This is a genomic window from Anoxybacteroides rupiense, from assembly GCF_014196195.1.
Classification (GTDB): Bacteria; Bacillota; Bacilli; order Bacillales; family Anoxybacillaceae; genus Anoxybacteroides; species Anoxybacteroides rupiense.
Genome location: NZ_JACIDF010000017.1, coordinates 16,988 through 41,369, shown reverse-complemented (window position 1 = coordinate 41,369; position 24,382 = coordinate 16,988). Strand labels below are relative to the sequence as shown.

The 24,382-nt window shown below is 43.9% G+C and carries 20 protein-coding genes and 4 pseudogenes; 10 read left to right on the top strand and 14 right to left on the bottom strand.

What is annotated here, in order from left to right; all coding sequences use genetic code 11:
- Window positions 1–69: 69 nt before the first annotated feature.
- From GGQ95_RS17570 to GGQ95_RS17550, 5 genes are all read right to left on the bottom strand, one after another.
- On the bottom strand, window positions 70–321 hold the full coding sequence (locus GGQ95_RS17570; RefSeq protein ID WP_159720452.1) for a lipoprotein: 252 nt from the start codon (window positions 319–321) through the stop codon (window positions 70–72).
- A gap of 338 nt (window positions 322–659) precedes the next feature.
- Entirely contained in the window at window positions 660–2,384 is a 1,725-nt protein-coding gene (gene cydC, locus GGQ95_RS17565) for a thiol reductant ABC exporter subunit CydC (RefSeq protein ID WP_183187229.1), read from the bottom strand.
- On the bottom strand, window positions 2,381–4,102 hold the full coding sequence (gene cydD / locus GGQ95_RS17560) for a thiol reductant ABC exporter subunit CydD (protein WP_183187228.1): 1,722 nt from the start codon (window positions 4,100–4,102) through the stop codon (window positions 2,381–2,383). The genes cydC and cydD overlap by 4 nt, the downstream gene beginning before the upstream one ends.
- A complete protein-coding gene (gene cydB / locus GGQ95_RS17555) occupies window positions 4,102–5,112 on the bottom strand; it encodes a cytochrome d ubiquinol oxidase subunit II (protein WP_183187227.1) in 1,011 nt (336 codons plus the stop codon). Before cydB ends, cydD begins: the two co-directional genes overlap by 1 nt.
- The gene (locus tag GGQ95_RS17550) at window positions 5,103–6,509 is read right to left on the bottom strand and encodes a cytochrome ubiquinol oxidase subunit I (protein WP_044742374.1); all 1,407 of its coding nucleotides are present in this window, start codon (window positions 6,507–6,509) and stop codon (window positions 5,103–5,105) included. Before GGQ95_RS17550 ends, cydB begins: the two co-directional genes overlap by 10 nt.
- A 341-nt stretch (window positions 6,510–6,850) precedes the next feature.
- Between GGQ95_RS17550 and GGQ95_RS17545 the strand changes: the two are divergent.
- Together GGQ95_RS17545 and GGQ95_RS17540 are read left to right on the top strand one after the other, a co-directional pair.
- Window positions 6,851–7,165, top strand: a pseudogene (locus tag GGQ95_RS17545) (Fic family protein); the annotation flags it as partial.
- A gap of 352 nt (window positions 7,166–7,517) precedes the next feature.
- Entirely contained in the window at window positions 7,518–7,955 is a 438-nt protein-coding gene (locus GGQ95_RS17540) for a Fic family protein (RefSeq protein ID WP_183187226.1), read from the top strand.
- A gap of 374 nt (window positions 7,956–8,329) precedes the next feature.
- Here the strand turns inward: GGQ95_RS17540 and GGQ95_RS17535 are convergent, their stop codons facing one another.
- Window positions 8,330–8,830, bottom strand: coding sequence for an LURP-one-related/scramblase family protein (locus GGQ95_RS17535; RefSeq protein WP_183187225.1), 501 nt, complete (start codon window positions 8,828–8,830; stop codon window positions 8,330–8,332).
- 284 nt (window positions 8,831–9,114) lie between these two features.
- On the opposite strand from GGQ95_RS17535, the gene GGQ95_RS18490 reads away from it, so the two are divergent.
- On the top strand, window positions 9,115–9,477 hold the full coding sequence (locus tag GGQ95_RS18490; protein ID WP_183187224.1) for a DUF3221 domain-containing protein: 363 nt from the start codon (window positions 9,115–9,117) through the stop codon (window positions 9,475–9,477).
- A 216-nt stretch (window positions 9,478–9,693) separates the two neighbouring features.
- On the opposite strand, the gene lplA is transcribed toward GGQ95_RS18490, so the two are convergent.
- Complete coding sequence (lplA, locus tag GGQ95_RS17525; RefSeq protein WP_066150978.1) at window positions 9,694–10,683, bottom strand: lipoate--protein ligase; 990 nt, start codon at window positions 10,681–10,683, stop codon at window positions 9,694–9,696.
- Window positions 10,684–11,184: 501 nt separating this feature from the next.
- Window positions 11,185–11,367, bottom strand: coding sequence for a hypothetical protein (locus GGQ95_RS17520; RefSeq protein WP_183187223.1), 183 nt, complete (start codon window positions 11,365–11,367; stop codon window positions 11,185–11,187).
- Between the two features lie 301 nt (window positions 11,368–11,668).
- Between GGQ95_RS17520 and GGQ95_RS18975 the strand changes: the two are divergent.
- Window positions 11,669–11,824: pseudogene (locus GGQ95_RS18975) on the top strand (ISL3 family transposase); the annotation flags it as partial.
- Between the two features lie 3 nt (window positions 11,825–11,827).
- A pseudogene (locus tag GGQ95_RS18655) lies at window positions 11,828–11,938 on the top strand (transposase); the annotation flags it as partial.
- A 205-nt stretch (window positions 11,939–12,143) separates the two neighbouring features.
- On the opposite strand, the pseudogene GGQ95_RS17510 reads toward GGQ95_RS18655, so the two are convergent.
- The 6 genes and pseudogenes from GGQ95_RS17510 to GGQ95_RS17485 all read right to left on the bottom strand — a co-directional run bounded on the left by GGQ95_RS17510 (window position 12,144) and on the right by GGQ95_RS17485 (window position 19,259).
- A pseudogene (locus GGQ95_RS17510) lies at window positions 12,144–12,491 on the bottom strand (antibiotic biosynthesis monooxygenase).
- Between the two features lie 232 nt (window positions 12,492–12,723).
- Window positions 12,724–14,658 carry an FtsX-like permease family protein gene (locus GGQ95_RS17505; protein WP_183187222.1) on the bottom strand — a complete coding sequence of 645 codons (1,935 nt, stop codon included), beginning with the start codon at window positions 14,656–14,658 and terminating at the stop codon, window positions 12,724–12,726.
- Window positions 14,648–15,409 carry an ABC transporter ATP-binding protein gene (locus tag GGQ95_RS17500; RefSeq protein ID WP_044744364.1) on the bottom strand — a complete coding sequence of 254 codons (762 nt, stop codon included), beginning with the start codon at window positions 15,407–15,409 and terminating at the stop codon, window positions 14,648–14,650. Before GGQ95_RS17500 ends, GGQ95_RS17505 begins: the two co-directional genes overlap by 11 nt.
- 92 nt (window positions 15,410–15,501) lie before the next feature.
- Window positions 15,502–16,506, bottom strand: coding sequence for a sensor histidine kinase (locus GGQ95_RS17495; protein WP_066150991.1), 1,005 nt, complete (start codon window positions 16,504–16,506; stop codon window positions 15,502–15,504).
- Window positions 16,499–17,194: a response regulator transcription factor gene (locus GGQ95_RS17490; protein ID WP_183187221.1), complete on the bottom strand. Its 696-nt coding sequence runs from the start codon at window positions 17,192–17,194 to the stop codon at window positions 16,499–16,501. The genes GGQ95_RS17495 and GGQ95_RS17490 overlap by 8 nt, the downstream gene beginning before the upstream one ends.
- A 400-nt stretch (window positions 17,195–17,594) precedes the next feature.
- Window positions 17,595–19,259 (bottom strand): glycerol-3-phosphate dehydrogenase/oxidase, encoded by a 1,665-nt coding sequence (locus tag GGQ95_RS17485; protein WP_183187220.1) that lies wholly within the window; start codon window positions 19,257–19,259, stop codon window positions 17,595–17,597.
- Window positions 19,260–19,658: 399 nt separating this feature from the next.
- On the opposite strand from GGQ95_RS17485, the gene GGQ95_RS18650 reads away from it, so the two are divergent.
- The 5 genes from GGQ95_RS18650 (at window position 19,659) to GGQ95_RS17460 (ending at window position 24,182) form a co-directional block, all read left to right on the top strand.
- Complete coding sequence (locus GGQ95_RS18650; protein WP_183187219.1) at window positions 19,659–21,704, top strand: sigma 54-interacting transcriptional regulator; 2,046 nt, start codon at window positions 19,659–19,661, stop codon at window positions 21,702–21,704.
- Between the two features lie 117 nt (window positions 21,705–21,821).
- The gene (gene dhaK / locus GGQ95_RS17475) at window positions 21,822–22,817 is read left to right on the top strand and encodes a dihydroxyacetone kinase subunit DhaK (RefSeq protein WP_066151007.1); all 996 of its coding nucleotides are present in this window, start codon (window positions 21,822–21,824) and stop codon (window positions 22,815–22,817) included.
- Between the two features lie 49 nt (window positions 22,818–22,866).
- The gene (gene dhaL / locus GGQ95_RS17470; RefSeq protein WP_183187218.1) at window positions 22,867–23,496 is read left to right on the top strand and encodes a dihydroxyacetone kinase subunit DhaL; all 630 of its coding nucleotides are present in this window, start codon (window positions 22,867–22,869) and stop codon (window positions 23,494–23,496) included.
- Complete coding sequence (gene dhaM / locus GGQ95_RS17465) at window positions 23,493–23,885, top strand: dihydroxyacetone kinase phosphoryl donor subunit DhaM (protein WP_183187217.1); 393 nt, start codon at window positions 23,493–23,495, stop codon at window positions 23,883–23,885. The genes dhaL and dhaM overlap by 4 nt, the downstream gene beginning before the upstream one ends.
- A gap of 24 nt (window positions 23,886–23,909) precedes the next feature.
- Complete coding sequence (locus GGQ95_RS17460) at window positions 23,910–24,182, top strand: HPr family phosphocarrier protein (RefSeq protein ID WP_080860026.1); 273 nt, start codon at window positions 23,910–23,912, stop codon at window positions 24,180–24,182.
- Window positions 24,183–24,382 lie beyond the last annotated feature (200 nt).

Here is a 24,382-nt window from a genome sequence, read left to right as displayed (position 1 = left end):
CCCGAAGTCACGCTCAGGGAGACGAAAGGCGGCTTTCGTCGTGGAACTGAGAAGCTCCCACTTCAAGCTTTAGCTAAGTGGTGAGTAGTTCACATAGCGTTTATGAATCAATACAGCATCGACATTTTGAAAATTTTTCTTTAACACATCCTCCATCGACAAGGGAATAAAGGAAATGCTTTTTTCGCGAACGTTCGGTGGCTCTCCAACGATGCCGATGGTTAATGCTTCTCCAGAATAAATCGGTGAGTCAAAATGAGGTGGTTGACTGCAGGCCGATAATAAAAGCAGGCTTGTGATAAAAATGAACCATTTTTTCATCTCGTCCCCCTAATAGATCTGCGATATGCAAGACAGCTAAGCCGGAACAAACCCTCTCAGCCATCATCGGAATTCCATATCAATCATCTAAACATAGTATAATTTGATAAATATGGACTATCAATCCTTCATGACTATTCATCGTTCAAGAAAGCAGGCATATGGAATAAACTCCTTTTTCTGCCGCAAAGTTCAGATGTTTCGGTTCGATTAGCGGCTAGCGCAAACAAAAAAGAAGAGCTCGCCGCTATAAAGAGGACTGCTCTCCTTGTTCAAGCTCAAGCATAAAAAAGGGACTGCAACTCCTGATTCCAGCATCTAGAGAAGTGAGGCACCAGCTATCTCATCGCATACAACCGCTTGTAGCGTTCGCTTGTCTTTAATAATTGCTCGTGTGTGCCGTGCAGCTGAAGCTTCCCGTGATCCAAAAACAACACATCATCCACCATATGAATAAAGGCGAGATGGTGCGTGATCCATAAAACCGATTTGTCTTTTAACACCTCAAATATGGTCAGCATCAGCTCTTTCTCCGTCATCGGATCCAATCCGATGGTCGGCTCGTCTAAAACGACGATGGGCGCATCTTGCAAAAGAATTCTCGCAAGAGCGATCCGCTGTCTTTGCCCTCCTGAAAAACGGACCCCCGTTTCCAGCAGCGGCGTGTCATATCCAAGCGGGAGAGATTGAATATAATCATGCAATTTCACCTGCTTAGCTGCCCAAACAATCTCTTCGTCCGTTGCGTCTTCCCTTCCTAATCGAATATTATTTCGGATGGTCGTATCAAATAAATGCGGCTTTTGATTTAACACCGCCACCCATTTGGCGATATCAACGCCCAAGCTGGTTGTAGGAACGCCATTCAACACCACCTGGCCAGCCGTTGGCGACACCGCTCCTTCAATAAGCTTCAGGATGGTCGATTTCCCCGCTCCGCTCGGTCCAAGCAGCGCCAGCTTTTCCCCTGGTCTAATCGTAAAGGAAATATCGTCTAACGTCTGCTCCGTATGGTCATAATGAAACGAAACATGGCGCAATTCGAGCGTGACCCCGCCACCCGCAGCGATCCGTGGGATATCCTGATGAAGCGAAAGTTTTGGTTCCTTTTGATCTTTGGCAAGACGGGACAGGCGCCCAAACGAGTCCTGATAAGCCGGAATCTCGCTCAGCGCATCGGATATTGGCAAAAACGCCTCAGTAAGCGGAAAAATCACAAGGACAAAAGCGGCGATCATCACCGGTGCCAATTCGCCCTGCGCCGTTTGTTCCGCCGTCCAACGCAGCATGGACACCACCATCAAAGCGATCACCCCTTGAGCCGCCGTGTTGCGCCATCTCACAAAACGCATGCGCTGCCGCTCATCTTGAGAGAGGGCTTCTTCCTCGCGTTCATATTCTTGAATAAAATCATGTTGGCGGCCGCTAAACTGCCAGTCGCTGATTCCCATCACCGCATCGGTCAGTCGTTCATATAGCCGATGGCGCCCCGCTTTCATCGCTTGCACCTTTGCCTTCGTCACAAGAAGCGAGACAAGCGGAAAAAGAAGCAACAAAACACCAGCGTAAAAGGCCATCAAGAGAGCAAAAGGCCATGAAAACCAGCCAAGCGCCGCAATGGCGAGCCCATACATAAACAACGTCGCAAGCATAGGAAAGACCGTTTTTAAATAAAGATCTTGGAGCCGTTCAATATCTTCCGCTAATATGCCTAGCACCTCTCCTGTTTTCCATTTCGCAAACGAAGATAACACGTTCGGCTCCACAAGTCGGTACACGCGCAGCCGCATCTTTGTCACAATACGGAGCACAACATCATGGCCGACTAATCGCTCCATATAACGCGAAACCGCTCTTGTAATCCCAAAAGTCCGAACCGCTACAATCGGCACATAAATCATTAATAAATTCTCGGGGCGTGTCGCTGCCTTCGAAATCAAAAACCCCGACGTAAACATTAAAAAGGCGGCTGAAAAAATCGTAAGCACCCCGAAAAAAATGACAAATCCCAGCATCCGTTTATTCTCTTTCAAATAAGGAAGCAACCAATCCTTCGTTTTCACGCCTGATCCCCCCAATGCGCCTTGGCCATTTGATAATAATGCTCTTTTCGTTCCATTAATTGCTGATGCGTTCCTTCTTCAACAATTTCCCCGTCCTTCAAAAAATAAATATAATCCATATGGGGCATCCAATGGAGGCGGTGAGTAGCCAAAAACACCAGCTTGCCGCAAAACAGCTCCAGCATTTTTTCCTTGATATCCAATTCCGTCTCCACATCCAAATGGGCGGTCGGTTCATCAAGCAGTAAAATGGGGCGCTTTCCTAAAAAAGCTCTGGCTAAAGCCACTCGCTGCGCTTCCCCTCCGCTTAACGCCCGGCCTCCCTCGCCAATCTTTTCATGGAGACCGTTCGGAATCCTTTGCACAAGCTCGCCCAATCCAGCCTTCTCCACCGCCGTCCGCACTTCTTCTGCCGTCGCATGGGGCTGATAAAAGGTCAGATTGTTCCATAGCGTATCGTGAAAAATATACGGGTGCTGCGGAATATAAAGAAGCTGGCTTTGCCAGTCCTTTTTTTGCAAATGCGTCATTTTCTGTCCGCCGATCTGAATCGTCCCCTCCTGCGCCTGGACAAATCCCCCCATTACATCAATCAATGTCGACTTTCCCGCACCGCTTTCACCAACGATGCCAATCTTTTGAAATCCTTTTACAGAGAGCGTCACACCTTTTAATGACGGTGGACCGCCCTCTTCATGCCGAACCGTAATCCCGTTCAATTGAAGCTCCTGTTGATGATTCCAGCGCTCCAGCTTGCAGGTCCCTTCTTCTCTAAACCGAGGCAAGTCCACGATTTCCTTCAGCTTTCTTCCCGCTTCCTGTCCGTTTAACGTCGCGTGATAATCTGCTCCAATTTCCCGAACGGGCAGAAAGTATTCCGGCGCTAAAATAAGAATGGTTAAAGCAGGCCAGAGGGTCATCTCCCCGTCAACTAAGCGAAGTCCTAAAAACACTGCCACCGTCGCCACCGAGAGCATCGTAAAAAAATCGAGCGCAAACGATGACAGAAAAGCGATTTTTAACGTTCCCATCGTCGCCTTTCGGTACCGTTCGCTGACGCTTTGAATATTTTGGGTATGCGCTTGGCTGCGTCCTAAATATTTTAATGTTTCCAATCCCCGCAGCGAATCAACAAAGTGGTTGGCGAGCACCCGGTACACCTTCCACTGTTTATCGGCCTTTTTCTTGGCGGCTAAACCAAGCAAAATCATAAAAATCACCAATAATGGAAGCGTCACCATTAAGATGACGGCCGATGTCCGGTCCAGAAGCAGGACATAAAGCCAGACCATCGCAGGAATGATCGCCATATTCACCATTTTCGGCAGAAAAAGAGAGAGATACTGTTTAAATTGCGAAACTCCTTCTTGCAGCAGGGTGACGGCGTTCCCTGTTCCAAGCCGTCTGGCTACCTTTGGCCCTAAATGAAACAGCGCATCAAGCACCTCTTTTCGGAGATGGGCGCCAAGCTTTACAGAGTACTCGTACACCATTTTTTGCTTCACATGCTGCAAGAAATGCCGCATAAGAAAGGCGCCAATAAATAAGAGTAGCGTTTCATATACCTCTTGAAACGCCTCTTGCTGAAACAAACGAGTGACCACCTCCGCAAGCCATTTGGCCTGCAGAATGATGGACACTCCTTGAACCACCGTGAAACCAAAAAGCAGCGCGAGGATTCGTTTCATTCCTTCAAAGGCAAGCAGCTCTTTTTTCATTAATAGACCATGTCCTTCCCATCTACACGCTTACGAAACACATAATAGCTCCATATTTGATAGCCAAGAACAAACGGCAGCAGCGTGACCGCGACAATCGTCATCACCTTTAACGAATAAGCGCCGGAAGCGGCATTATAAATGGTTAAATCATAGGCGCTTGAAATCGAGCTGATCATGACGCGCGGGAACAATCCGGCAAAGATCGCTCCGACGGTTAAAGCAATCCCAAGACCGCTCATCGCAAAGGTCCAGCCATCGCGGCCTTTTTTGGAAAATAGGATGACCAATCCATATGAGACAACAACAAGGGCTACGAGCGGCACGGTCACCTCGCCGCGGTACGTGAATAAATCTGTCTCTGTATAAGAGAGGCCAACAAAAGCCACAAGCGCCGCAAGAACGGCATAGATCATTTTTTGGGCAAGCTTGCGGGCGCGCATTTGTAAGTCTCCCACTGTTTTGAGAGTCAGAAAGAGCAGTCCGTGCAAGAAGCATAAAAGCGTGACCGCGACGCCGCCCGTTACCGTATAAATATTCACATAATCGGAAAACTCCGCGTGCAGTGTCATCGATTGATCGATCGGCATTCCTCTTAATATGCTGGAAAATAAGACGCCAAAGAGGAACGGTGGGAGAATGCTTCCAAAGAAAATAATCCAATCCCACGTTTGTTTCCAGCTTGGATGATCGACCTTTCCTCTGAATTCAAAGGCGACTCCGCGGCCAATCAACGCAAGCAGGACAAAGACAAACGGAATATAATAGCCGCTAAACATCGTCGCATACCAATGAGGGAACGCGGCAAAAATCGCTCCTCCCCCTGTTAAAAGCCACACTTCATTGGCATCCCAGAATGGCCCGATCGTATTGATCATGATACGTCGTTCGACATCATTTTTTCCAAGAAACCGTCCAGCCATTCCCACACCAAAGTCGAAGCCTTCCAGAAAAAAGAATCCGATAAATAAGACAGCAACTAAAATAAACCATAATTCATTTAACGCCATCCTTGAACGGCCTCCTTTTCAAAAGGATCCACGGAAAGATCGCTTTCCTTCTGTTCATCATGATGCCCGGCTCCTTTTTTAATTTCTCGCACAAACAGATAAATGAGCACGATGGCCAAAATAAGATAAATCGTGGTAAAGGCAATGAACGAGAACAATAATGAGCCGACAGACACATTTGGCGAAATCGATTGAGCTGTCGTCATCAATCCAAAAACGGTCCATGGCTGACGGCCGATTTCTGTCATAATCCAGCCCGCCGTATTCGCGATAAATGGAAAGGCAATCAAGGCCACCATGATCTTTAAAAAGGCTGATTTTTTCATTAGCGTCTCCCGGAAATTCCACCATAAGCCGAACGCGGCCATCACAATCATCAACAGCCCTGCGCCCGCCATGATGCGGAAGCTCCAAAACGTCGTTTTCACCGGCGGAATATAGTTGCCCGGTCCGTATTTTGCTTCATATTCCTTTTGCAAGGTGAGCATTCCCGGCACCTTGCCTTCAAACTTCTCATAAGCAAGATAGCTTAACGCATACGGAATCGATAGCTCCAAGCTATTTTTTTGGTTTTCCACATCAATAAGGGCAAAAATCGTCCAAGCAGCCGGATCGCCGCTGTCCTGCCACAGCCCTTCGCTTGCGGCCATTTTCATTGGCTGGGATTCCATTAAATGCTGCGCTTGGGCATGTCCACTAAACGCCACGCCGAGTCCGGAAATCAAAGCAACGACCATCGCCATTTGAAACGACTTCTGGAAAAACTCTACTTCTTGCCGCTTCAATAATTTATACGCGCTCACGCCGCCAATGAAGAAAGCGCCTGTCGCCAATGATCCAAAGATCACGTGCGGATATTCCACTAATAATTGTGGATTTCGTAATAAAGCAAAGAAATCGTTCATTTCAGCCCGTCCATTCCGAATGACGATGCCAACAGGTTCCTGCATAAACGAGTTTGCGGCCAAAATCCAAAGAGCCGAAAGCATCGTTCCAATGGAAACAAGCCAAATGCACAATAAATGGATTTTCTTGGATAGACGCCCCCAACCAAAAATCCATAAACCGATAAACGTCGACTCCATAAAGAAAGCGAGCAGCCCTTCAATGGCCAAAGGAGCGCCGAACACATCCCCAACAAAGCGCGAATACTCTGACCAGTTCATTCCAAACTGAAACTCTTGAATAATTCCCGTTACCACCCCAACCGCGAAATTAATCAAAAACAAATGCCCCCAAAACTTCGCCATTTTTTTATAAATCTCTTGATTTTTCACCACATAAAATGTTTCCATCAGTGCAACCATAAAAGCTAAACCGATGGATAACGGAACAAACAAAAAGTGAAAAATCGTGGTTGCGCCAAATTGAAGCCGAGCTAAAAACAGTTCAGACATCGTAGCTTTCCCTCCTCGATGCATGTTACCCCTAATCATACGGTGAAAATATTGTTCAACCTTTCACATACTATTGTAATGAAAAACGATGTGCCTTTTGTTAAAGGACGTTGACTGATTTGTGACAAATATGTAGAGAATTTGTGACATAGTGAACAAACATTTCATTGCCCATCTTTTATCCACTCTCGACAAGTGACAGGGCATTCATCCTCTGTTTTTTGATGTTAACTATTAAAATGCAAAATATACTTTAATATTTTACTCAATAAACATAAAGTATAATTAAAGCGGTATATCAACCTATTCGCCATTGCGATTCCTATCAAGAAGTGAAAGGCATGTTTCAAAAAATAAATGAATTAAAGGCAAAGCTGGATGCTCAAAGACCGCTGCCGCCTAGTTTGATAAAAAACTTACGCGAAGTATTCCGTATTGAATGGATTTACAATTCTAACGCTATGGAAGGAAATACATTGAATTTGTTGGAAACAAAAATGGTGGTAGAAGAAGGGATTACGATTGGAGGAAAAAAATTAAAAGAACATTTTGAAGCGATTAACCATGCTGAGGCGATTGATTTCGTCGAAGAGCTGGTATCAAAAAAAGAACCGCTGACAGAATGGGTTTTGAAACAAATTCATTACTTAGTCGTGAACTACTCACCACTTAGCTAAAGCTTGAAGTGGGAGCTTCTCAGTTCCACGACGAAAGCCGCCTTTCGTCTCCCTGAGCGTGACTTCGGGTCGTTCCAACCCTAGATGTCCGACAATTCGGAGTTCTTTTGTACCTTGGATATTTTACGCATGGAAGGATCCGCTTGGTTTTCGCATTTTATTTTCTCCATGCAACCTCCTATATCCAGTTATGAAAGAACGACATAGGTTTATTTTACCACAGGGTCAGACAATTGAACAGGCAAAAGCCTGTCCTTTTCCGAAGTCGATTCATCTCCCACTTTCATCAAGCTTCGCAAGGTTTAGAAGTGGGAGACTTCTCGACTGAAGAATGTTAAAAAATATTGACAATGAAAATGCAGGGAAATACAGAACACATCATGTAGGCATCTCAGGAAGCGTTCATCACCCTGTTCATTTTTTAAATGTCCAAGAGGAAATGAATCATTTATTTTCTTGGTATGAACAAAATAAGACCGTGCTTCATCCCGTCCCATTAGCTGCAGAGCTTCACTTTCGGCTTGTCTATATCCATCCTTTTGCGGATGGGAACGGACGAACCGCACGTTTGATGATGAACTTTATACTCATGCACCATGGATACCCTCCTGCGATTATTAAGGCAAGCCCTGAACATCGCTTAAAGTATTATGAAGCGTTAGAAAAAGCAAGTGTAGAAGGGGAATTGGAGCCTTTTACCGAACTGGTGACCAAATGTGTAGAGGAAAGTTTGACACATTACCTCCAGGCTTTAGGAATAGAAGAATAAATAAAAACGAGAGGAAAGGGACAGGGCCTGCATTCGTCGATTATTTGCAGGAAAAGGCGCAGGCGATTTCAGCCTAACGAAAACATCATCACACTTCAGACATATCAAAAAACAAAGCCGCTTCGTTGTAAACAACGAGGGCAGCGGATCTACCAGTTGTTAAAAATATTTTAAGATGATGAGTCAGCCCTATGATTCATTTTGATCAGGTAGAAAAATTCCGATTTGACTGATGTTGCATTGAGTTCAAGTTCTTTCTGCGCAACAGTCCCTTCCTATCCCCCCCTCCAGCCATATTTTAAGCAACCGGAGGGGTTCTAAATGATTTTCGATAAGTGACTGGCACCCCGTTCCCACATAGCAGGCTTTCCTTATTACGAACTAGTATGAATGGTGGAAGCATTAGCTTGGTCAGCTTTTACACAATCAATAGCAATGACAATGGCGACGATGATCTTTTCCATCTCTTCATCCAATATTTGAACTTCGTAACTATCCCCCCAAGTGAACCACTTCTTACTAACATAGCCGACAACCTTCCCCTGCCGCAAAACTTGAAAGTCCATTTCCCACCAATTACCACGAACTTCAATATTGGCTGCATCAATCGTATAGCGCGGTTTCAAAATAGAAAAATCTTTTCTGATCATTAAGACTTCTTGCCCATTCACCTCTACCAAAAACTTCGGTAAAAAACTGAACGTTTTTTTCGTAATAAGAGCCACTTCTTCTCCACTTGCATTCCGGATTGAAAACGTTTTAGGAATCTTCATAAAACTGCCTTCCACGTAATAAACATCTTTTTCCGTATGATCTTTGACTGTAAATTTTTCACCCATACTAAATAGCTTCTGCTTGATAAAAAGTCGTTTCATTATCCATCCCCCCAAATAGACCATTCGCTATTGCCTTCATCAAGAACATGGTCCAAACGCTGTCTTCGGCTCATTTCATACTCATTGTAAGTTCAAAAACAAAGAGAAACATACTTTTATTTTACAACATTTCCATATTTCACAGAATCATCTTTAATCATATAAAATTTTTATTATAAAATAGAAGCAGTTTGATTTCTACCAGCACTGTAGCCAATGATTCCCGGCTAAAAAGGTTCACAAACATACAAAATGACACCTTCGTTCTTGGTTAGGAGGTAACTGTGAAAAAATTAATTATTTGTTTTTTCATACCATTATTATTCATTTCTTGTTATAATGAGGAAACAGGAAGAAAACGGTCTGATTTTGTTTTATTTGAGGGGTATGTAGCGCTAAAGAAAGAGCATAACGGTAAAAGGCTATTGGTTATTCAAGATATGACAAAAGAAGATATACGCCGTATGTCTGAGGACGAAATATTGACATATGCAGCTAATCACGATAGTTTTTTATTTTATGTTCATGAGAAAGATTATCAGAAGATAAATGTTGGTCAAAAAATTAGAGTTTGGTATGCCCCGCCTGTACAAGAGTCGAAAATTTTGCAGGTTGGGGCAGAAAAGATTCAGGTGATAGACAAGTGAACTATTGTAAAGGAATCAAGGGATGATAGCCGCTTGTTGCAACGGAGGGAGAGCCATTTTGAAAAAGAAATGGAGGGCTGTACTTTTATCAGTCATACTTATACTTCTATGCTTTGCGGTTTTGGGCATAGTTTGCTAAAGGATCATTACGAACATCCCATGCTCTACCTTATCAGCGGGGCTGTCCACTTTTTGGCCAGCCCCTTAAACAGCAAATCAATATACAATTTGTAAAAAATCCTCCAATGATATATTGCCAAAATAATGTTTAACATCTATCCCATTGAGCGCTTTTTCAATTTCAGCTTTTTCATATTTTATTCCTGTTAATCGTTCTTCAATCTCTTTGACATCCCCAACACCAAAGAAGTCTCCATAAATTTTGCAGTTTTCAATCATGCCTTTATTCACTTCAAGACGAACATCAATGGAGCCAATCGGGAATCTTTGCGAATGCTGCAAATTAAATTTCGGCGATTTCCCATAGTTCCAATCCCAATTTTTGTATCTTCTCTCCGAAAGGCGATGAATTTCTTCCCAATCTTTTTCTGTCAACTGATATTCGGGAATGGGCTCTTTTCCCTCAAAAATATATTGCAGCAATAATGTTTTAAACTCATCCATCGTTATTTTTTGATCAAGAAATTCAGAAATGTTGGCCACACGGCTTCGAATGGATTTAATTCCTTTCGATTCGATTTTCTCTTTTTTCACTTTGAGTGCAGATACCACATGGTCAATCTCTGAATGAAGCATTAATGTTCCGTGGCTAAACATTCGTCCTCTCGTCGCAAATTGCGCATTTCCGGAAATTTTCCTTCCATCTACGACAATATCGTTACGGCCACTGAGTTCAGCATTGACCCCAAGCTTTTTTAAAGCGCGGATCACCGGTTCCGTAAATTTTCTGAAGTTATGAAAACTTTCTCCATCATCTTTGGTAATAAAACTAAAGTTCAAATTTCCGAAATCATGATAAACCGCTCCGCCACCTGAAAGTCTTCTAACCACTTTAATGTTATTTTTCTCCACATACTCCGTATTAATTTCTTCAATCGTATTTTGATTTTTGCCAATAATGATCGACGGCTCGTTTATGTAGAATAATAAATACGTTTCATTACTATCTAAATGTTTTAAAGCGTATTCTTCAATAGCCAAGTTAACGGTTGGATCTGTGATTCCTTTATTATCTATAAATAACATGGGACATCCTCCCTCTAGAAATATGGTGATATCAAGGTTCCCTAGCTTTTCAGGGGACAAAAAATTTCTTCCACAACACTCCCCTCCTCTGCTCCGTTTAGAGGTGGAAGGCTTCTCGGCGGATGATGTGAAACATGGGGCAGAATAGGCCCTGCTCACACGATGGTGATCCTTATGCTAAAGGGATATGACGGGCTTACGGATGACCATTCTTGGACAAACCCCGGTTTCTGGCCATATCGTACAACACGATACCACTACTTGATCGTCATGTTTAAGTTCTGCCTATTATATATTTTTAGTAAATAAATAGAAATCATTGAGAACGTTCCACCTAAGATAATAATAATGGATAAAGCAAGATAAATAAAACGTATATTGATCATATCTCCCAAATATCCAACTAATAAATAGGAAGTAAAACTTATATACGAAATCGCCATTGATATGGTGCTTTTTACTTTACCTTTTCGACAAGTGACAGGCACCCGTTCCACTCCCCTACTGTTGTTCTAACAGTTGCTTCACACCATCATTTACATCCTCCAATTGAACCTGTAACTCTTTTAACTTTCTCTGGTTTTCTGTTAATTGCTCGTTTTGAAAATATAACATGATGACCGTAATTACGTTTATAAGCAAAATTAAAATGAACATAATCATGTATTTCTTCGCTCCCTTCACCTTCTCTTCCCCTCTCACGTATTTGATTCAAGGACAGTGCCGATGCCTAAAAACTATTGATTTTAATAATCAAAAAATCCACATATTTTACATCTTATAATATGTAAAATTTGGATTTATATAAAATTTTGGATTAATCACCTCGAATTTCGCTTGATATTTTTGGGGAGGCGTGTATGAAGAAAATAGATGGTACTAAAAAGCGAATGTTCCTGTATGGTAAGCATGTCCAAACCATTGGAGGAAAATTTGCATGTGTTCTCCGTTCATCAAAGAACTCATCGATTGACCAGATTTTTCGATTCAAAATGAGCGAAACGAAAGAGAACGCTGGATGTTTGAACTTTCTCTTCCCGAACCATGTTTTTTATGTCTGATCTGCTTGCAACGCACGACAAGAATGGCTCGAAAAAAGAAGCAATGGATGCATGGCGATGCCCAAAAAATCGGGATTTTTTGAGAAGAAATCATTTCGTGTATTTTGTTGCCTTATTCGAATGGGAGAACGGAAGGGATGAATAACAAAATCAAGTGGCTCAAACGTCAGGGGTATGGATACAGAAATATCTAACGATTGGCATTGTGTATTCGGTTAGAAACGTCTACCGCAATTCAATGGTAGACGCAAGCACATCTTTTGGTGATGAACCACATTTAACTCAAATAGTATATTTATTCCTAAAAACTCTTAAAAAAATGACAGCCTTTCCACTCCAATACATAGCCCATTTTTAGGCCATATTGGATTATGTTTATGCGCCCAAAACAAAAAAGCCCTATAAAAGCTGAGCTTTATAAGACCATAGAGGATCCATCACTGTTACGCCCCTTTTTCTGATGGATTTTACTTCGTAGTGACTGACTTCCATATGGAGGATAAAATCCGGTTTGGGCTGATTTCTGCTTGCTTGATGTGCGGCAATATGGGCATCGCTTTTCTCCCACATTTTCCAATGCTCCTCTGACTCCTAGGCAACCAGCATCACCTCGCCGCCTTTTTTAACTAATATTTCCAAATCTACCAATCCTTCTTGCTGTTCAATCATTCCCGGCTGGCTGAATTGGTTCACAACCTGTTCTGTATATCCTTCTGCCACTGTGATTCTTCTTATTTGAATAAACATCTTTTTACTCACTCCTTTTATTCCTTTATTGCATGAGCAGAAATCGCACAGTCGCAGACGTTCACGATTCCGCCGTTGTCTCATCCTTCCGAGGGCCTTTGCTGTCTCCAACAGCTATAATGGGTTGATGAGGGATTTTTTCAATTCGTTCGTTCACCTCTTTCAAAAAGTGATCCGAAAACCAACAACAGGCGTTGGCCCTCCGAAGGGGGCGAACGCCTGTTTGTCCATCTTACAACGCTTCTTTAATCATCTTTTTATAATAAAGAACGGACAGGATGCCGAAAATCGAGTATAACGCCGTATAGACGAGCATGACGGTCAGCATCGGCATCCAAAGCTCGGTGCCAAAAAAGAACCAGCCGGAGCGGACGGCGAAATAGCTGTGGGACAATCCCAAGATTAAAGGAATACCAAAGTTGAATAACTGCTTTCCTTGAATGCCCGAAAGCAAATCGCCTTGCGTAAAACCAAGCTTTCTTAAAATCGTATAATTCGGTTGCTCGTCTTGACCTTCATCCATTTGTTTAAAATAAAGAATGCAGCCTGATGTGATCAGGAAGGTTAATCCTAAAAAGGCGACAATAAACATGATCAGCCCAAATTGATACTTCTGGTTGCTGATGATGGCGAGCCGGGAATCGGCTGGAGCATGGAAATTCATCGTTTGAAACATGTCGTCCGCTTTTTCTACTTTTTCTTCATCGGAAATATGAATTCCGATATAAACCGTGGACTCCTTTTGGATTTTCGGATCGATGTCCTTTTTTAGCCGTTCGAAAATCGTTTCATCCACAATGACCGTCGGAAAGCCGTATGTGAAACGATAAGAAATATAATAGGTTTTTTCCAGTCCTAAATAACGCAACTTGATCCCTTCGTGCTTTCCTTTTAACTGGATCTGCCCCGATTTTTTAAACGGCATAAATTGAGCGAGATAATCTTGATAACCGGTAAACAGCGTTTGATCCGGCGGCAAATCGATCGTTTCCACATCGCTGTCGCGAATGACCGGCACCGGCATGGCTGCTAGATCCACATTTAAGATGCTCGAATCCACATTCTCGAGAATGGAGGTGAGATCCGCCTTCACCTGAATCACGTCGATCACTTTTTCTTTATACGGAATGCCTTTCTCCTTGAGAGCCTCCGTGAAGCGTTTGGCATCTTCTTGATTCATAAAAGAAAAATCGGCAGCCACGGTATTTCGCGCCGTCTGTCCTGCTGAATAGTAGGAAATATAACTTAAGGACAGCAGCCCAATGGCAAGGGCGGACACCGTTGTAATAATCGTCAGCAGCAAAGCATTGGATTTCATGCGGAACATTAAAGACGAAAGCGACAATACTTCGCCAATATTTAAGTATCCTCCTTTTCTTTTGCGAAGGAGATAAAAAAGAAAGCTGACCGTTCCCTTGAAAAAGAAGTAGGTGCCGATAATGACAGATCCTAATATAAAGGCCATCGCTAGGAAAAGCTCATTGATCGTGGCAAAATCGCCGTCAAATAATTTGGATGACACATAATAGCCTGTCAGTATCAATACGAGACCAAAAATTCCGATGAGCATTTCCAAAACCGATACTTTTTTTACTTCTGTAGTGGATGTTACGCGAAATAAAGACAAAATGGTCTGCTTTTGGATAAACCAGCGGTTCATCAGCATAATGAACAGATAAATCACACTAAACACAACCAGCGTTTGTACCAACGCTTTTTCGGAAAAAGACAAAGTGGCGATGGCTTCGATATTCGTCACTTTAAACAAAATCATCAGCAAAAGCTTGGAACCGGCAAATCCAATAAAAATGCCGATGATGAGTGAGCTGTAATAAAGGATAAAGTTTTCAGCCGTCAACATGCGGAAAATTTTTCCCTTCGTCATGCCGATTAACTGAAATAAACCGATTTCTTTGCTCCGCCGCTTGATGAAAATGGCATTAGCATAGAAGAGAAAAACACCGACAATGGCAATAAGCAGCACGGAAGCGGCCCGAATGGCAGCGGCTCCTTTTACCGTTCCTTTCATCTCATTCAAGGCCGGATCATATTGCAATGTCACAAAAGAGAAATAAAGCGCAACGGCAAAAATTAAAGCAAACACGTACAAATAGTAATTTTTCAAGTTTTTTCTCAAGCTGCGAAAGATGAGTTGATTAATGCTCATGCTGCACCCCGCCTAACACGCCTTGGGTTTTCATAATGTCGTGAAAGAAGGCTTGCCGCGTTTCATTTCCTTTGTTTAATTGCGTATACACCTGGCCGTCTTTGATAAAAATGACCCTGCTTGAGAAGCTGGCGGCGACCGGATCATGAGTGACCATCACAATCGTGGCTTTTCGCTTCCGATTTAAATGCTGCAGCTTATTTAACAAATCGGATGCCGATTTGGAATCGAGAGCGCCTGTCGGTTCATCGGCAAAAATAATGCTCGGTTCATGAATAAAGGCCCGCGCCGCTGAAGTGCGCTGCTTTTGCCCGCCGGAAATTTCGTTTGGATATTTATCTTTGATCTCATAAATGCCCAGCTCTGTCGCCAGTTCAGCAAATTTTTGCTCCGCCTCTTTTTTGGGCGTTTTCGTAATCGATAGAGGCAGTAGAACATTTTCCTTTACGGTCAAGGTATCCAGCAAGTTGTATTCCTGAAAAATGAATCCTAAATGGTTTTTGCGGAATTCCGCCAGCTGTTTTTCCTTCATGCCGACAATATCTTTGCCTTCAATTTTAATCATTCCTTGACTGACCCGATCAATGGAAGAAAGAACATTGAGCAGCGTTGTTTTTCCGGAGCCTGAAGGTCCCATAATGCTGAGAAATTCCCCTTTTTCTACACGAATATCGAGTCCTTTTAACACCTCTTGTTTATTAAATTTATTTCCATAGCTTTTGTAAATGTTGGATGCTTCTAAAATGATCATGTTGCTTCCCTCCTCGTTTTCTATGTTAATCCACCTGGTTGTTTTTTTCCTTCGATTGGCCGAACAAATCGAAAAAGCATGTGACAATTTTGTCACATGCCTGTGATGCGGACAAATTCATTTTTTTCCGGGAACGTGATCGTGAAAGTCGTCCCCTCATGGAGCTGCGATTGGACGTCGATATCGATGAGCAATGGTTCGGCGGCTTTTTTCGCCAAATATAACCCCATGCCCGTGGCCGCTTGATCTTGATGCGCCGTCGTCGATGTGAAGCCTTTATCGAAAATGCGCGGCAAATCTTTCGGATCAATGCCGCGGCCAAAATCCCGAATTTCTAATTGGACATGGCCCTTCTGCATCGAGCTTTTGATGACGATATCGGATGATTCGCTGTATTTCACGGCGTTGGTTAAGATTTGCCGAATGATAAAAGAAAGCCATTTCGCATCGCTCAGAACGGAAGAAACCTCCAGCTCGATGTCAAAGCCGATTCCTTTTTGCATACACCATGATTGCAGCGCTTTAATCTCTTTAAAAATAAGCGGTTCCAGCTCGACATGTTCGATGTATAAATCGTTTTCCATAAAAGGAATCCGCTTCTGATGGAGCTGCTGGTCAAGCAGCATATGAATGCGCAGCCACTCGTATGACAGCTGCGATTTGATTTTCTCCTCCTCTACCCGTTCAATGATTAAATGCATCGCCGTCAGCGGGGTTTTTACTTCATGGATCCATGATAGCAGCTCATCCTTCTCCTCTTCTAAGGAGACCCGATTCTCCCAAGCGGCCTGCTTCAGCAAGTTCGTTTGGTTGACGAGCGTGGATTCCACCATTTTTTCAAAAGGGCTTTCGGCATGGAGAACGTTTGAGAGGTCAAGATCGCTTTCCCATTCTTCTAAGCTTTTATAAAACTTGGTTTCTTTTTTATAGCGGACGATCACAAAAAGGATCAACATGATCGTCAATAAAAAGACTATATAAAAGGCAGACTGCAATGAGATCGCGGCATCAAGATAAGAGACAAAAAGGATAAATAGCTGCATAAATAAAAAGAAAAAGATCCAGCTTTTTCTTTCCATGATATATTTTTTAATCATCGATAGCGGCCTCTTCCTTTGCCATATAGCCCTGTCCGACTTTCGTTTCAATCAAGCGGCCCAAGCCAAGTTCATCCAGCTTTTTCCGCAAACGGTTGACATTCACCGTTAATGTATTGTCGCTGACAAAACGCTCGTCTTCCCATAGCTGCTTAATCAATTCGGTCCGGGTGACAATTTTGTTTTTCTTATGAAGCAAATGTTTAAGGATCAATATTTCATTTTTAGTTAATTCCATCGTGCCTTGATCGTTGGTAACGGTATTTTTTTCATAGTCGATCGTCGCGCCGCACCACGTTTTCAACTTCATTTGATCGGTGCTATAATTATATACTCTGCGAAGGATCGCTTGTATTTTCGCAATCAGCACATCAAAATGAAACGGCTTTTGGATAAAATCATCCGCCCCAAGCCGCATCGACATCACCATATCGGCCGGATGGTCCCGTGACGATAAAAACAAAATCGGAACATTCGAATGGGAACGGATCATGCGGCACCAGTGAAACCCATCAAATTTGGGCAGCTGAATATCAATGATGACTAAATCCGGTTTAAAAGCAGAACATTCCTCCATCACTTTTCCAAAATCGCGAATGCCCCGCACCTCGTATGTCCATTGCGTCAACCGTTCTTTTATTTCTTGAAAGAGGGTAAGATCGTCTTCAATAAGCAAAATTTTAAACATGTTTTCACCACGCTTTTCCGCCGATCTTCGACATTCCAGCACCATGTTTCCTATTCATTGGATGATCTGCCGGATTCATCACATTTGTTTTTATTATACCTGATTTTTCAATGGACATGAAATGGGTTTCGTATGGGGTGAGCGATTGGTTCTATCATTGAATGTTTTCAGCGTTTTAGATCGCTAAACAGATCCGTCTGTTTGTCTTGACAAACGATACGAAAGGGAAAAAAGAGTTCTAGGAGTATGAGGGGAAATGCGATGAAACTCCACATCAAGGGTAACCAACACACTTCCACTTTGAATGAATGGTTTCTCAACGAAAGAAGCCTTATAGAGAAAAGCGCTCTACAAGGCTTCCTTGGATGCCGGCTCAACATTCTTTCAGAGATGGCAAGTATCATATTTGAACAGGTGTGACGGCATCATGCAAATATGTTTCTAATTCTTTTTGATACTGGTGTTGCTCCGCTTCACTCCATTCCAAGGTTTTCGCCATATAGTGAATCACCGATTCCTTCCATTGACGAACGAAATGAATATTGAAAAATAATGCTCCCGTTCTTCGAATAAAGAAGTCTTCCGGTTTGACAACCATCTCTTCCTCCAGGCCATATTGAAGGGAAGCCAACACATCGACCGGCAATTGAAGCTCGGCCGCTTCTTTCTTTAATTGAACGGCTAATTCAAACACCCGGTCTACATTTGTGCCATATAAGCGAGCCAATCGTTCGGCCTGTTTTCTCGAAAGTCCCGCCTTTTCTCCCTGTTCGGCTTTTTTGACTACAAACGTTTCCATATGGGCGGAGCCTCCGAAATCGCCCCCGGAAATGGGCAGCTTTTTCGTTTGGCAAGGGGAAAAGCTGGCGTTTCCTTCTTCTTTTAGCAATTGAGCGACCCGATCCACAATCGTTTCCGCCATTTTGCGGTATCCCGTTAATTTTCCGCCGGCGATCGTGATCACACCTGAATCTGCTGTCCAAATCTCATCTTTTCGGGAGATTTCCGACGGGCTTTTCCCTACCTCATGAATCAACGGTCTGAGTCCAGCCCAGCTGGATTCAACATCTTCCGCGGTAATGCCGACCGTTGGAAACATATCATGAATCGCCCGAAGGAGATAATCGCGATCCTCCACGGTCATTTTCGGATGGGCCAGATCCCCCTCATAAAACGTATCCGTTGTGCCAACATATGTTTTTCCATCACGCGGAATGGCAAACACCATTCTGCCGTCAGATGTATCAAAATAGATCGCTTGTTTTAATGGAAAACGGCTTTTGTCAAACACTAAGTGAATGCCTTTTGACAAAATCAGATGCTTTCCTTTCAAACTGTGATCTTTTTCCCGCAAAGTATCGACCCAAGGGCCAGTGGCGTTGATGATTTTCTTCGCGAAAACCTGATAGGACTTTCCGGTGATTTGATCCACTACGCTTACCCCTACAGCTCTCCCCTTCTCATAAATAAACGCATTGACCTTGGCATAATTGAGCGCTTTGGCGCCGCATTCGACTGCCTTTTTCATCACTTCAATCGTCAAGCGTGCGTCGTCTGTTCGATACTCGACATAATATCCCCCGCCTAATAATCCTTCTCGCTTTAAGAGCGGTTCTTTCTCCATCGTTTGCGACGCCGTCAACATCGTTCTTCGCTCGCTTTTTTTCACATCCGCCAGATAATCGTATATTCTTAGTCCAATCGAGGTGCTCCATTTACCAAAGGTTCCTCCTTTATAAATCGGCAGCAGCATCCATTCAGGCGAAGTCACATGCGGCCCGTTTTCATAAACAATCGCGCGTTCTTTCCCCACTTCAGCGACGAGCTTCACCTCCAGCTGCTTTAAATAACGGAGCCCTCCATGCACCAGCTTCGTGGAACGACTGGAGGTTCCAGCGGCAAAATCCTGCATCTCAAATAAAACGGCACTCATTCCTCTTGTCGTTGCATCAAGCGCAATCCCCGCGCCGGTAATGCCGCCGCCAATAATGATGACATCGAAGGTTTTGCCTGCGACCTCTCTTAAAATTTCTTGTCTTTGCTGTGCAAATACAGGTTTCTTCATGAATGATTCCTCCTATGATCCGTCAAAAGTTGAAAAAAAGAGACCACATACACACTACGCTCCTTTTACAGACGCAATGTTATGTGGTCTCTCCTTGTCTCCAACCGAATATTAACTTTGTATGTATTGTATCATATTTTTCGATTTCTGAAAAATTTTTTGCATGTAAATACGATGAATTTTTTCCATCTATATCCGCGACCCAGCGCATAGATTCCTCTCCCTTCACGTTTCGATGCCAGGCATCCCCCTTTGTCGTATAATAGAGATAAGAAGGATTTCTCCAATCTTTCTCGCTTTTCCCAACAATTCACATAATAAAAACATGGGAAAATGCGGGATCTAGGATGAGGGTTTTAAAAAGCCGCTCTGTTAAAATATCCATAAGGGGGAAATAAAATGTTTCTAAAACTCACCGTCCATAAAAAGAACGGCCTTCACGTCCGAATGGCGGCCGCGTTCATTTCGCTGCTTCAAAACCTGCTTCCGAATCAAGAAACACTGAAAAAGACGTACGTTCTTTATCGCGATCAAAAAGTGCAGGTGAACAATCTGCTATCATTAGTGTCCTTAAAGATCGGCCAAGGAGAGGAATTTATCCTGCACGTTGCCGAAAAACTTGACGATTCGATCGTCCAGCAAATTCAAAGCTTTTTTGCGCCAACAGATCTTGAAGACTCGCAGCAATCGGAAACCGATCGTCTTCTCATGGAAAATTCCCTTACCCTTCATGAAGCCATCTCAGCTTTACCGAATGGAATCATCGTGGTCAATAGCGACAATATCATTACTTACGTCAACGCGCGGGCAGCCCAGCTTTTGCAAACCAATCCTCATGAGCTGATCAATCAGCGCGCAGACGAAGTCATCCCCCATTCCCGACTGCATGAAGTGCTAAAGACGGGAAAAACGGAATTATCGAGAAAACAAACGATCCATCATCATACGCTGCTGACCACCCGTTCCCCGATTATGTTTAATGGAAAAGTGATTGGAGCCGTCGCGATTTTTCAAGATATATCAACCATCGAGAAAATCAGCAAAGAATTAAATGAAGTAAAAGAGCTGCAGCAACGGTTGCATCTCGTTCTAAAATCGGTCTCGGATTTGATCGGATTAACAGATGAAAATGGGACGTTGATCTACACGAATGAGGAAATGAACGCTTTGCTAAAAAAGATCAAGGGCGGGCCCCACATTCAATCGATCATCGGCCCGCATGAATGGAACCACGTGAAAAAAGCCGAAAAGCAGCTAGTAAAGCTCATCCAAGTAAACCAACAATCTAGTTATATCACGAAAATCAATCCGATGTTTGTGGACGGCGCATTTCGCGGAGCAGTCGCCACGCTGACTCCTTTCGATGATATTCGAACACTTCTTGACAAAATTGATCTCATGGAGCAAAAAACGAAATACCTAGAGTCAGAGCTGGCGAAACACCAAGGGGTTCATGAAGCCTTTCACCAAATCATCGGAAATAGCGAGATCCTTAAAGAATCGTTAACGATCGCGGCAAAGGCGGCAAAAACCGATTCAACGGTCATCATCACAGGCGAAAGCGGCACAGGAAAAGAACTCGTTGCGAAAGCGATCCATGAGGCCAGCTCTAGAAAGAACCATCTATTAGTTCGCGTGAATTGCGCGGCCATCCCTCCTCATTTAATGGAAAGCGAGCTGTTCGGCTATGAAAAAGGAGCCTTTACCGGGGCGTATAAAACACACCGCGGAAAATTTGAACTCGCTCATAAAGGAACGATTTTTTTAGATGAAATTGGCGATTTAAGCTTGGAGTTGCAAGCTAAAATTTTACGTGTGCTACAGGAAAAGGAAGTGGAACGAATCGGGGGATATGCGCCGATTCCATTGGATGTTCGCGTGATTGCCGCGACCAACCACGATCTAAAAAAAATGGTGGACGAGGGGCGGTTTCGCGAAGATCTTTATTATCGCCTCCATGTCGTGCCGATTCATCTCCCCCCTTTAAGGGCGAGAAAAGAAGATATTCCCCTCTTAGTGGAAGCGTTTCGTCAGCAATTGAATGAGCGTTTGGGAAAAAATATCAAGGGCTACGAAAAAGGATTCATGGAATCTCTGCTTAGCTACCACTGGCCAGGGAATATTCGGGAATTGCAAAATGTGATTGAACGGCTCTTTAATCTCGCAGATGACGATATTTTGCGCTGCAAGGATTTTCCTTACTACCTCTCCCACCCTTCATGCCATGAACAGCAAAACACGCCTGAGAAACAGACAATCGATTGGGGCAACGAAGTGCGGCCCTTCAAAGAATATGAAAAACAAATTTTTGCTTTTGCCTGCCAGTATTATCCGAGCTATAACCAGCTGGCCCAAGCGCTGGGAATCACTCATAAAACGGCCGCCAAAAAAATAAGAGAATACGGCTTGGAGCACTTGGTTGGGAAAAAGTATCAAACAAATTGATACTTTTTCCCAACGCATTCGTCATCCCATGATGAAAACGCTATAATAAAGCGTTTTCATTTTTGGCATGATTTTTGCAGTTATAAAATAAAGAAACCATTCAGAGGAGGTAAGTCTATGAAAAAATTAATCAATGACCCGAACCAAGTAGTCGATGACATGCTGGCAGGAATGGTAGAAGCCCATTCTGATAAACTAAAAAGATTGCCAGACACGAACGTCATGATTAGAAAAGACGCTCCGGTTTCCGGGAAAGTCGGCGTCATCAGTGGCGGCGGAAGCGGTCACGAGCCGGCGCACGCCGGATATGTCGGCAAAGGCATGCTTGATGGAGCCGTATGCGGTGAAGTGTTCACGTCCCCCACCCCCGATCAAATTTTGGCAGCGATCCAAGCGGTCGATAGCGGAAAAGGCGTGTTGCTCATTATCAAAAATTACACCGGGGATATGATGAATTTTGAAATGGCGGCGGAAATGGCGGAAGCAGAAGGAATCCAGGTCGCAAAAGTGGTGGTAAATGACGATGTGGCGGTAGAAGATAGTACATACACCACAGGCCGACGGGGCATCGCCGGTACCGTGTTCGTCCACAAAATCGCCGGTGCTCTAGCGGAGCAAGGGGCCACGCTCGCAGAGGTGGAAGCAGTCGCGAAGAAAACAGTGGAAAATGTGCGATCCATGGGAATGGCCCTAACTCCTTGCACCGTTCCCGCAGCTGGAAAACCGGGATTTGAACTGGGTGAAAATGAGATCGAAATCGGCATGGGAATCCATGGAGAGCCCGGCATCGAAAAAACCTCCATCCAATCGGCGGATGAAATCGCCCAAATCCTTCTCAACAACATTCTCGAGGACTTGCCGTTGAAGGAACACGACAAGGTGGCGGTCATGATCAACGGCTTAGGCGCCACGCCATTAATGGAATTGTATATTATCCATAAAAAAGTTTCCGAGATTTTAAGAGAAAAGCGCATCCATATACATGAAACGTTCGTCGGCGAATTTATGACCTCGCTCGAAATGGCCGGCTGCTCTATTTCATTATTAAAATTAGACGACCAGCTCAGCGAACTGCTCGATGCGCAAGCGGACACCATTGCTTTCAAAAAATAACGACTTTACTTTTTGATCAGTCGCCGCTAAAAAAGGAGGGAGATCCATCATGTTATGGGATGTAGAACAAGCGAAAAAATGGATCAAACGGTTGAACGACAAAATTCAAGAAAATAAAGCGTATTTAACGGAACTGGATCAAGCCATCGGCGATGGAGATCATGGTTTGAATATGGCGCGGGGACTTCAAGAAGCGGCCAGCAAAATCGCAAACAGCCACTACGATGACCTCGGTTCGTTGTTTAAAGATGTCGGCATGACGCTCATTGCGAAGGTAGGCGGAGCTTCAGGCCCATTATATGGAACGGCTTTTATGAAAGCTTCTCTTGTTCTTAAAGACCGAAAAGAAGCGGATAGGAACGCTTTCGTTGCGGCGTTCTCAGCCGCCTTGGACGGGCTCAAAATGCGGGGAAAGGCACAAGTCGGAGACAAGACGATGATCGATGTGTGGGATCCGGTCATCGCGTGGATGAAAAGCCATGAAACGATTCGTGCAAACGAATTGGTGGATTTATCGAAAGAAAAAATGGAAGATACGAAAGAGCTGGAAGCAAAAAAGGGCCGGGCGGCTTATTTAGGAAGGCGGTCTGTCGGCCATCTTGATCCCGGAGCCGTTTCCTCTTATTTACTATTTGCTTCTTTAGCTGAATCATTCGAAAAAGGAGAGTCAGCCCCATGAAATATGTCAGCCTTGTCTTAATCTCGCACAGCTATGAAATTGTCAGCGGGTTAAAAAAACTGCTGAGCCAAGTTCAGCCTGACGTACCGATCGCCATCGCCGGAGGAGCGGAAGGCGGGATCGGAACCAATGCACTCGACATCCAAACAGCGATTGAATCCGTCTATTCCGAAAAAGGCGTTGTGGTCTTATTTGATTTAGGGAGCGCACTTATCAATGCGGAAATGGCCCTTGAAATGCTGGAGCCGCACGAAAACATCAAGATAGCCGACGCCCCTCTCGTAGAAGGAGCCTATGCAGCGGTCGTGGAGGCCGGCTTAGGAAGCTCGTTGTCAGAAGTCGTCCGGGCGAGCGAAAGTGCAAAGGAACTTGTGAAAATTCACCGCTAGTCAAACATTTGAGGAGTGAACCCAATGATCGAAAAAGAAGTGACCGTCACCATTGAAAACGGGCTCCATGCCCGACCAGCGGCCCAGCTTGTCCAACAAGCCAGCCAATATCAAAGCAAGCTGGAGCTTGTGATCGGCCAACAAAAGATTAATGCAAAAAGCATCCTTCATCTGATGAGTGTGGCCATCTCCGAAGGGCAAACCATCAAAGTGATGGTCGACGGGGAGGATGAGCAAGAAGCATGGACGTTTATCGCTTCTTTTCTCCAACCGGGCAATGAATCTACTCTGCGATAACGAAGCGTTGGCATCACCGCAGCAGCAAAACTTCATAATCTGATGATGATGTGGCTCCATTTTATCCGTATGTCACAAAAATAATCTAACAATTCAAAAAAAGAATTGACAACGCTTTCTTTTTATCGTAAGCTGAAACTAAGTTAATAGTTGTGACGGAGAAATGGAGATCCACAGTCATTCCCTACAGCAGTCTGCTT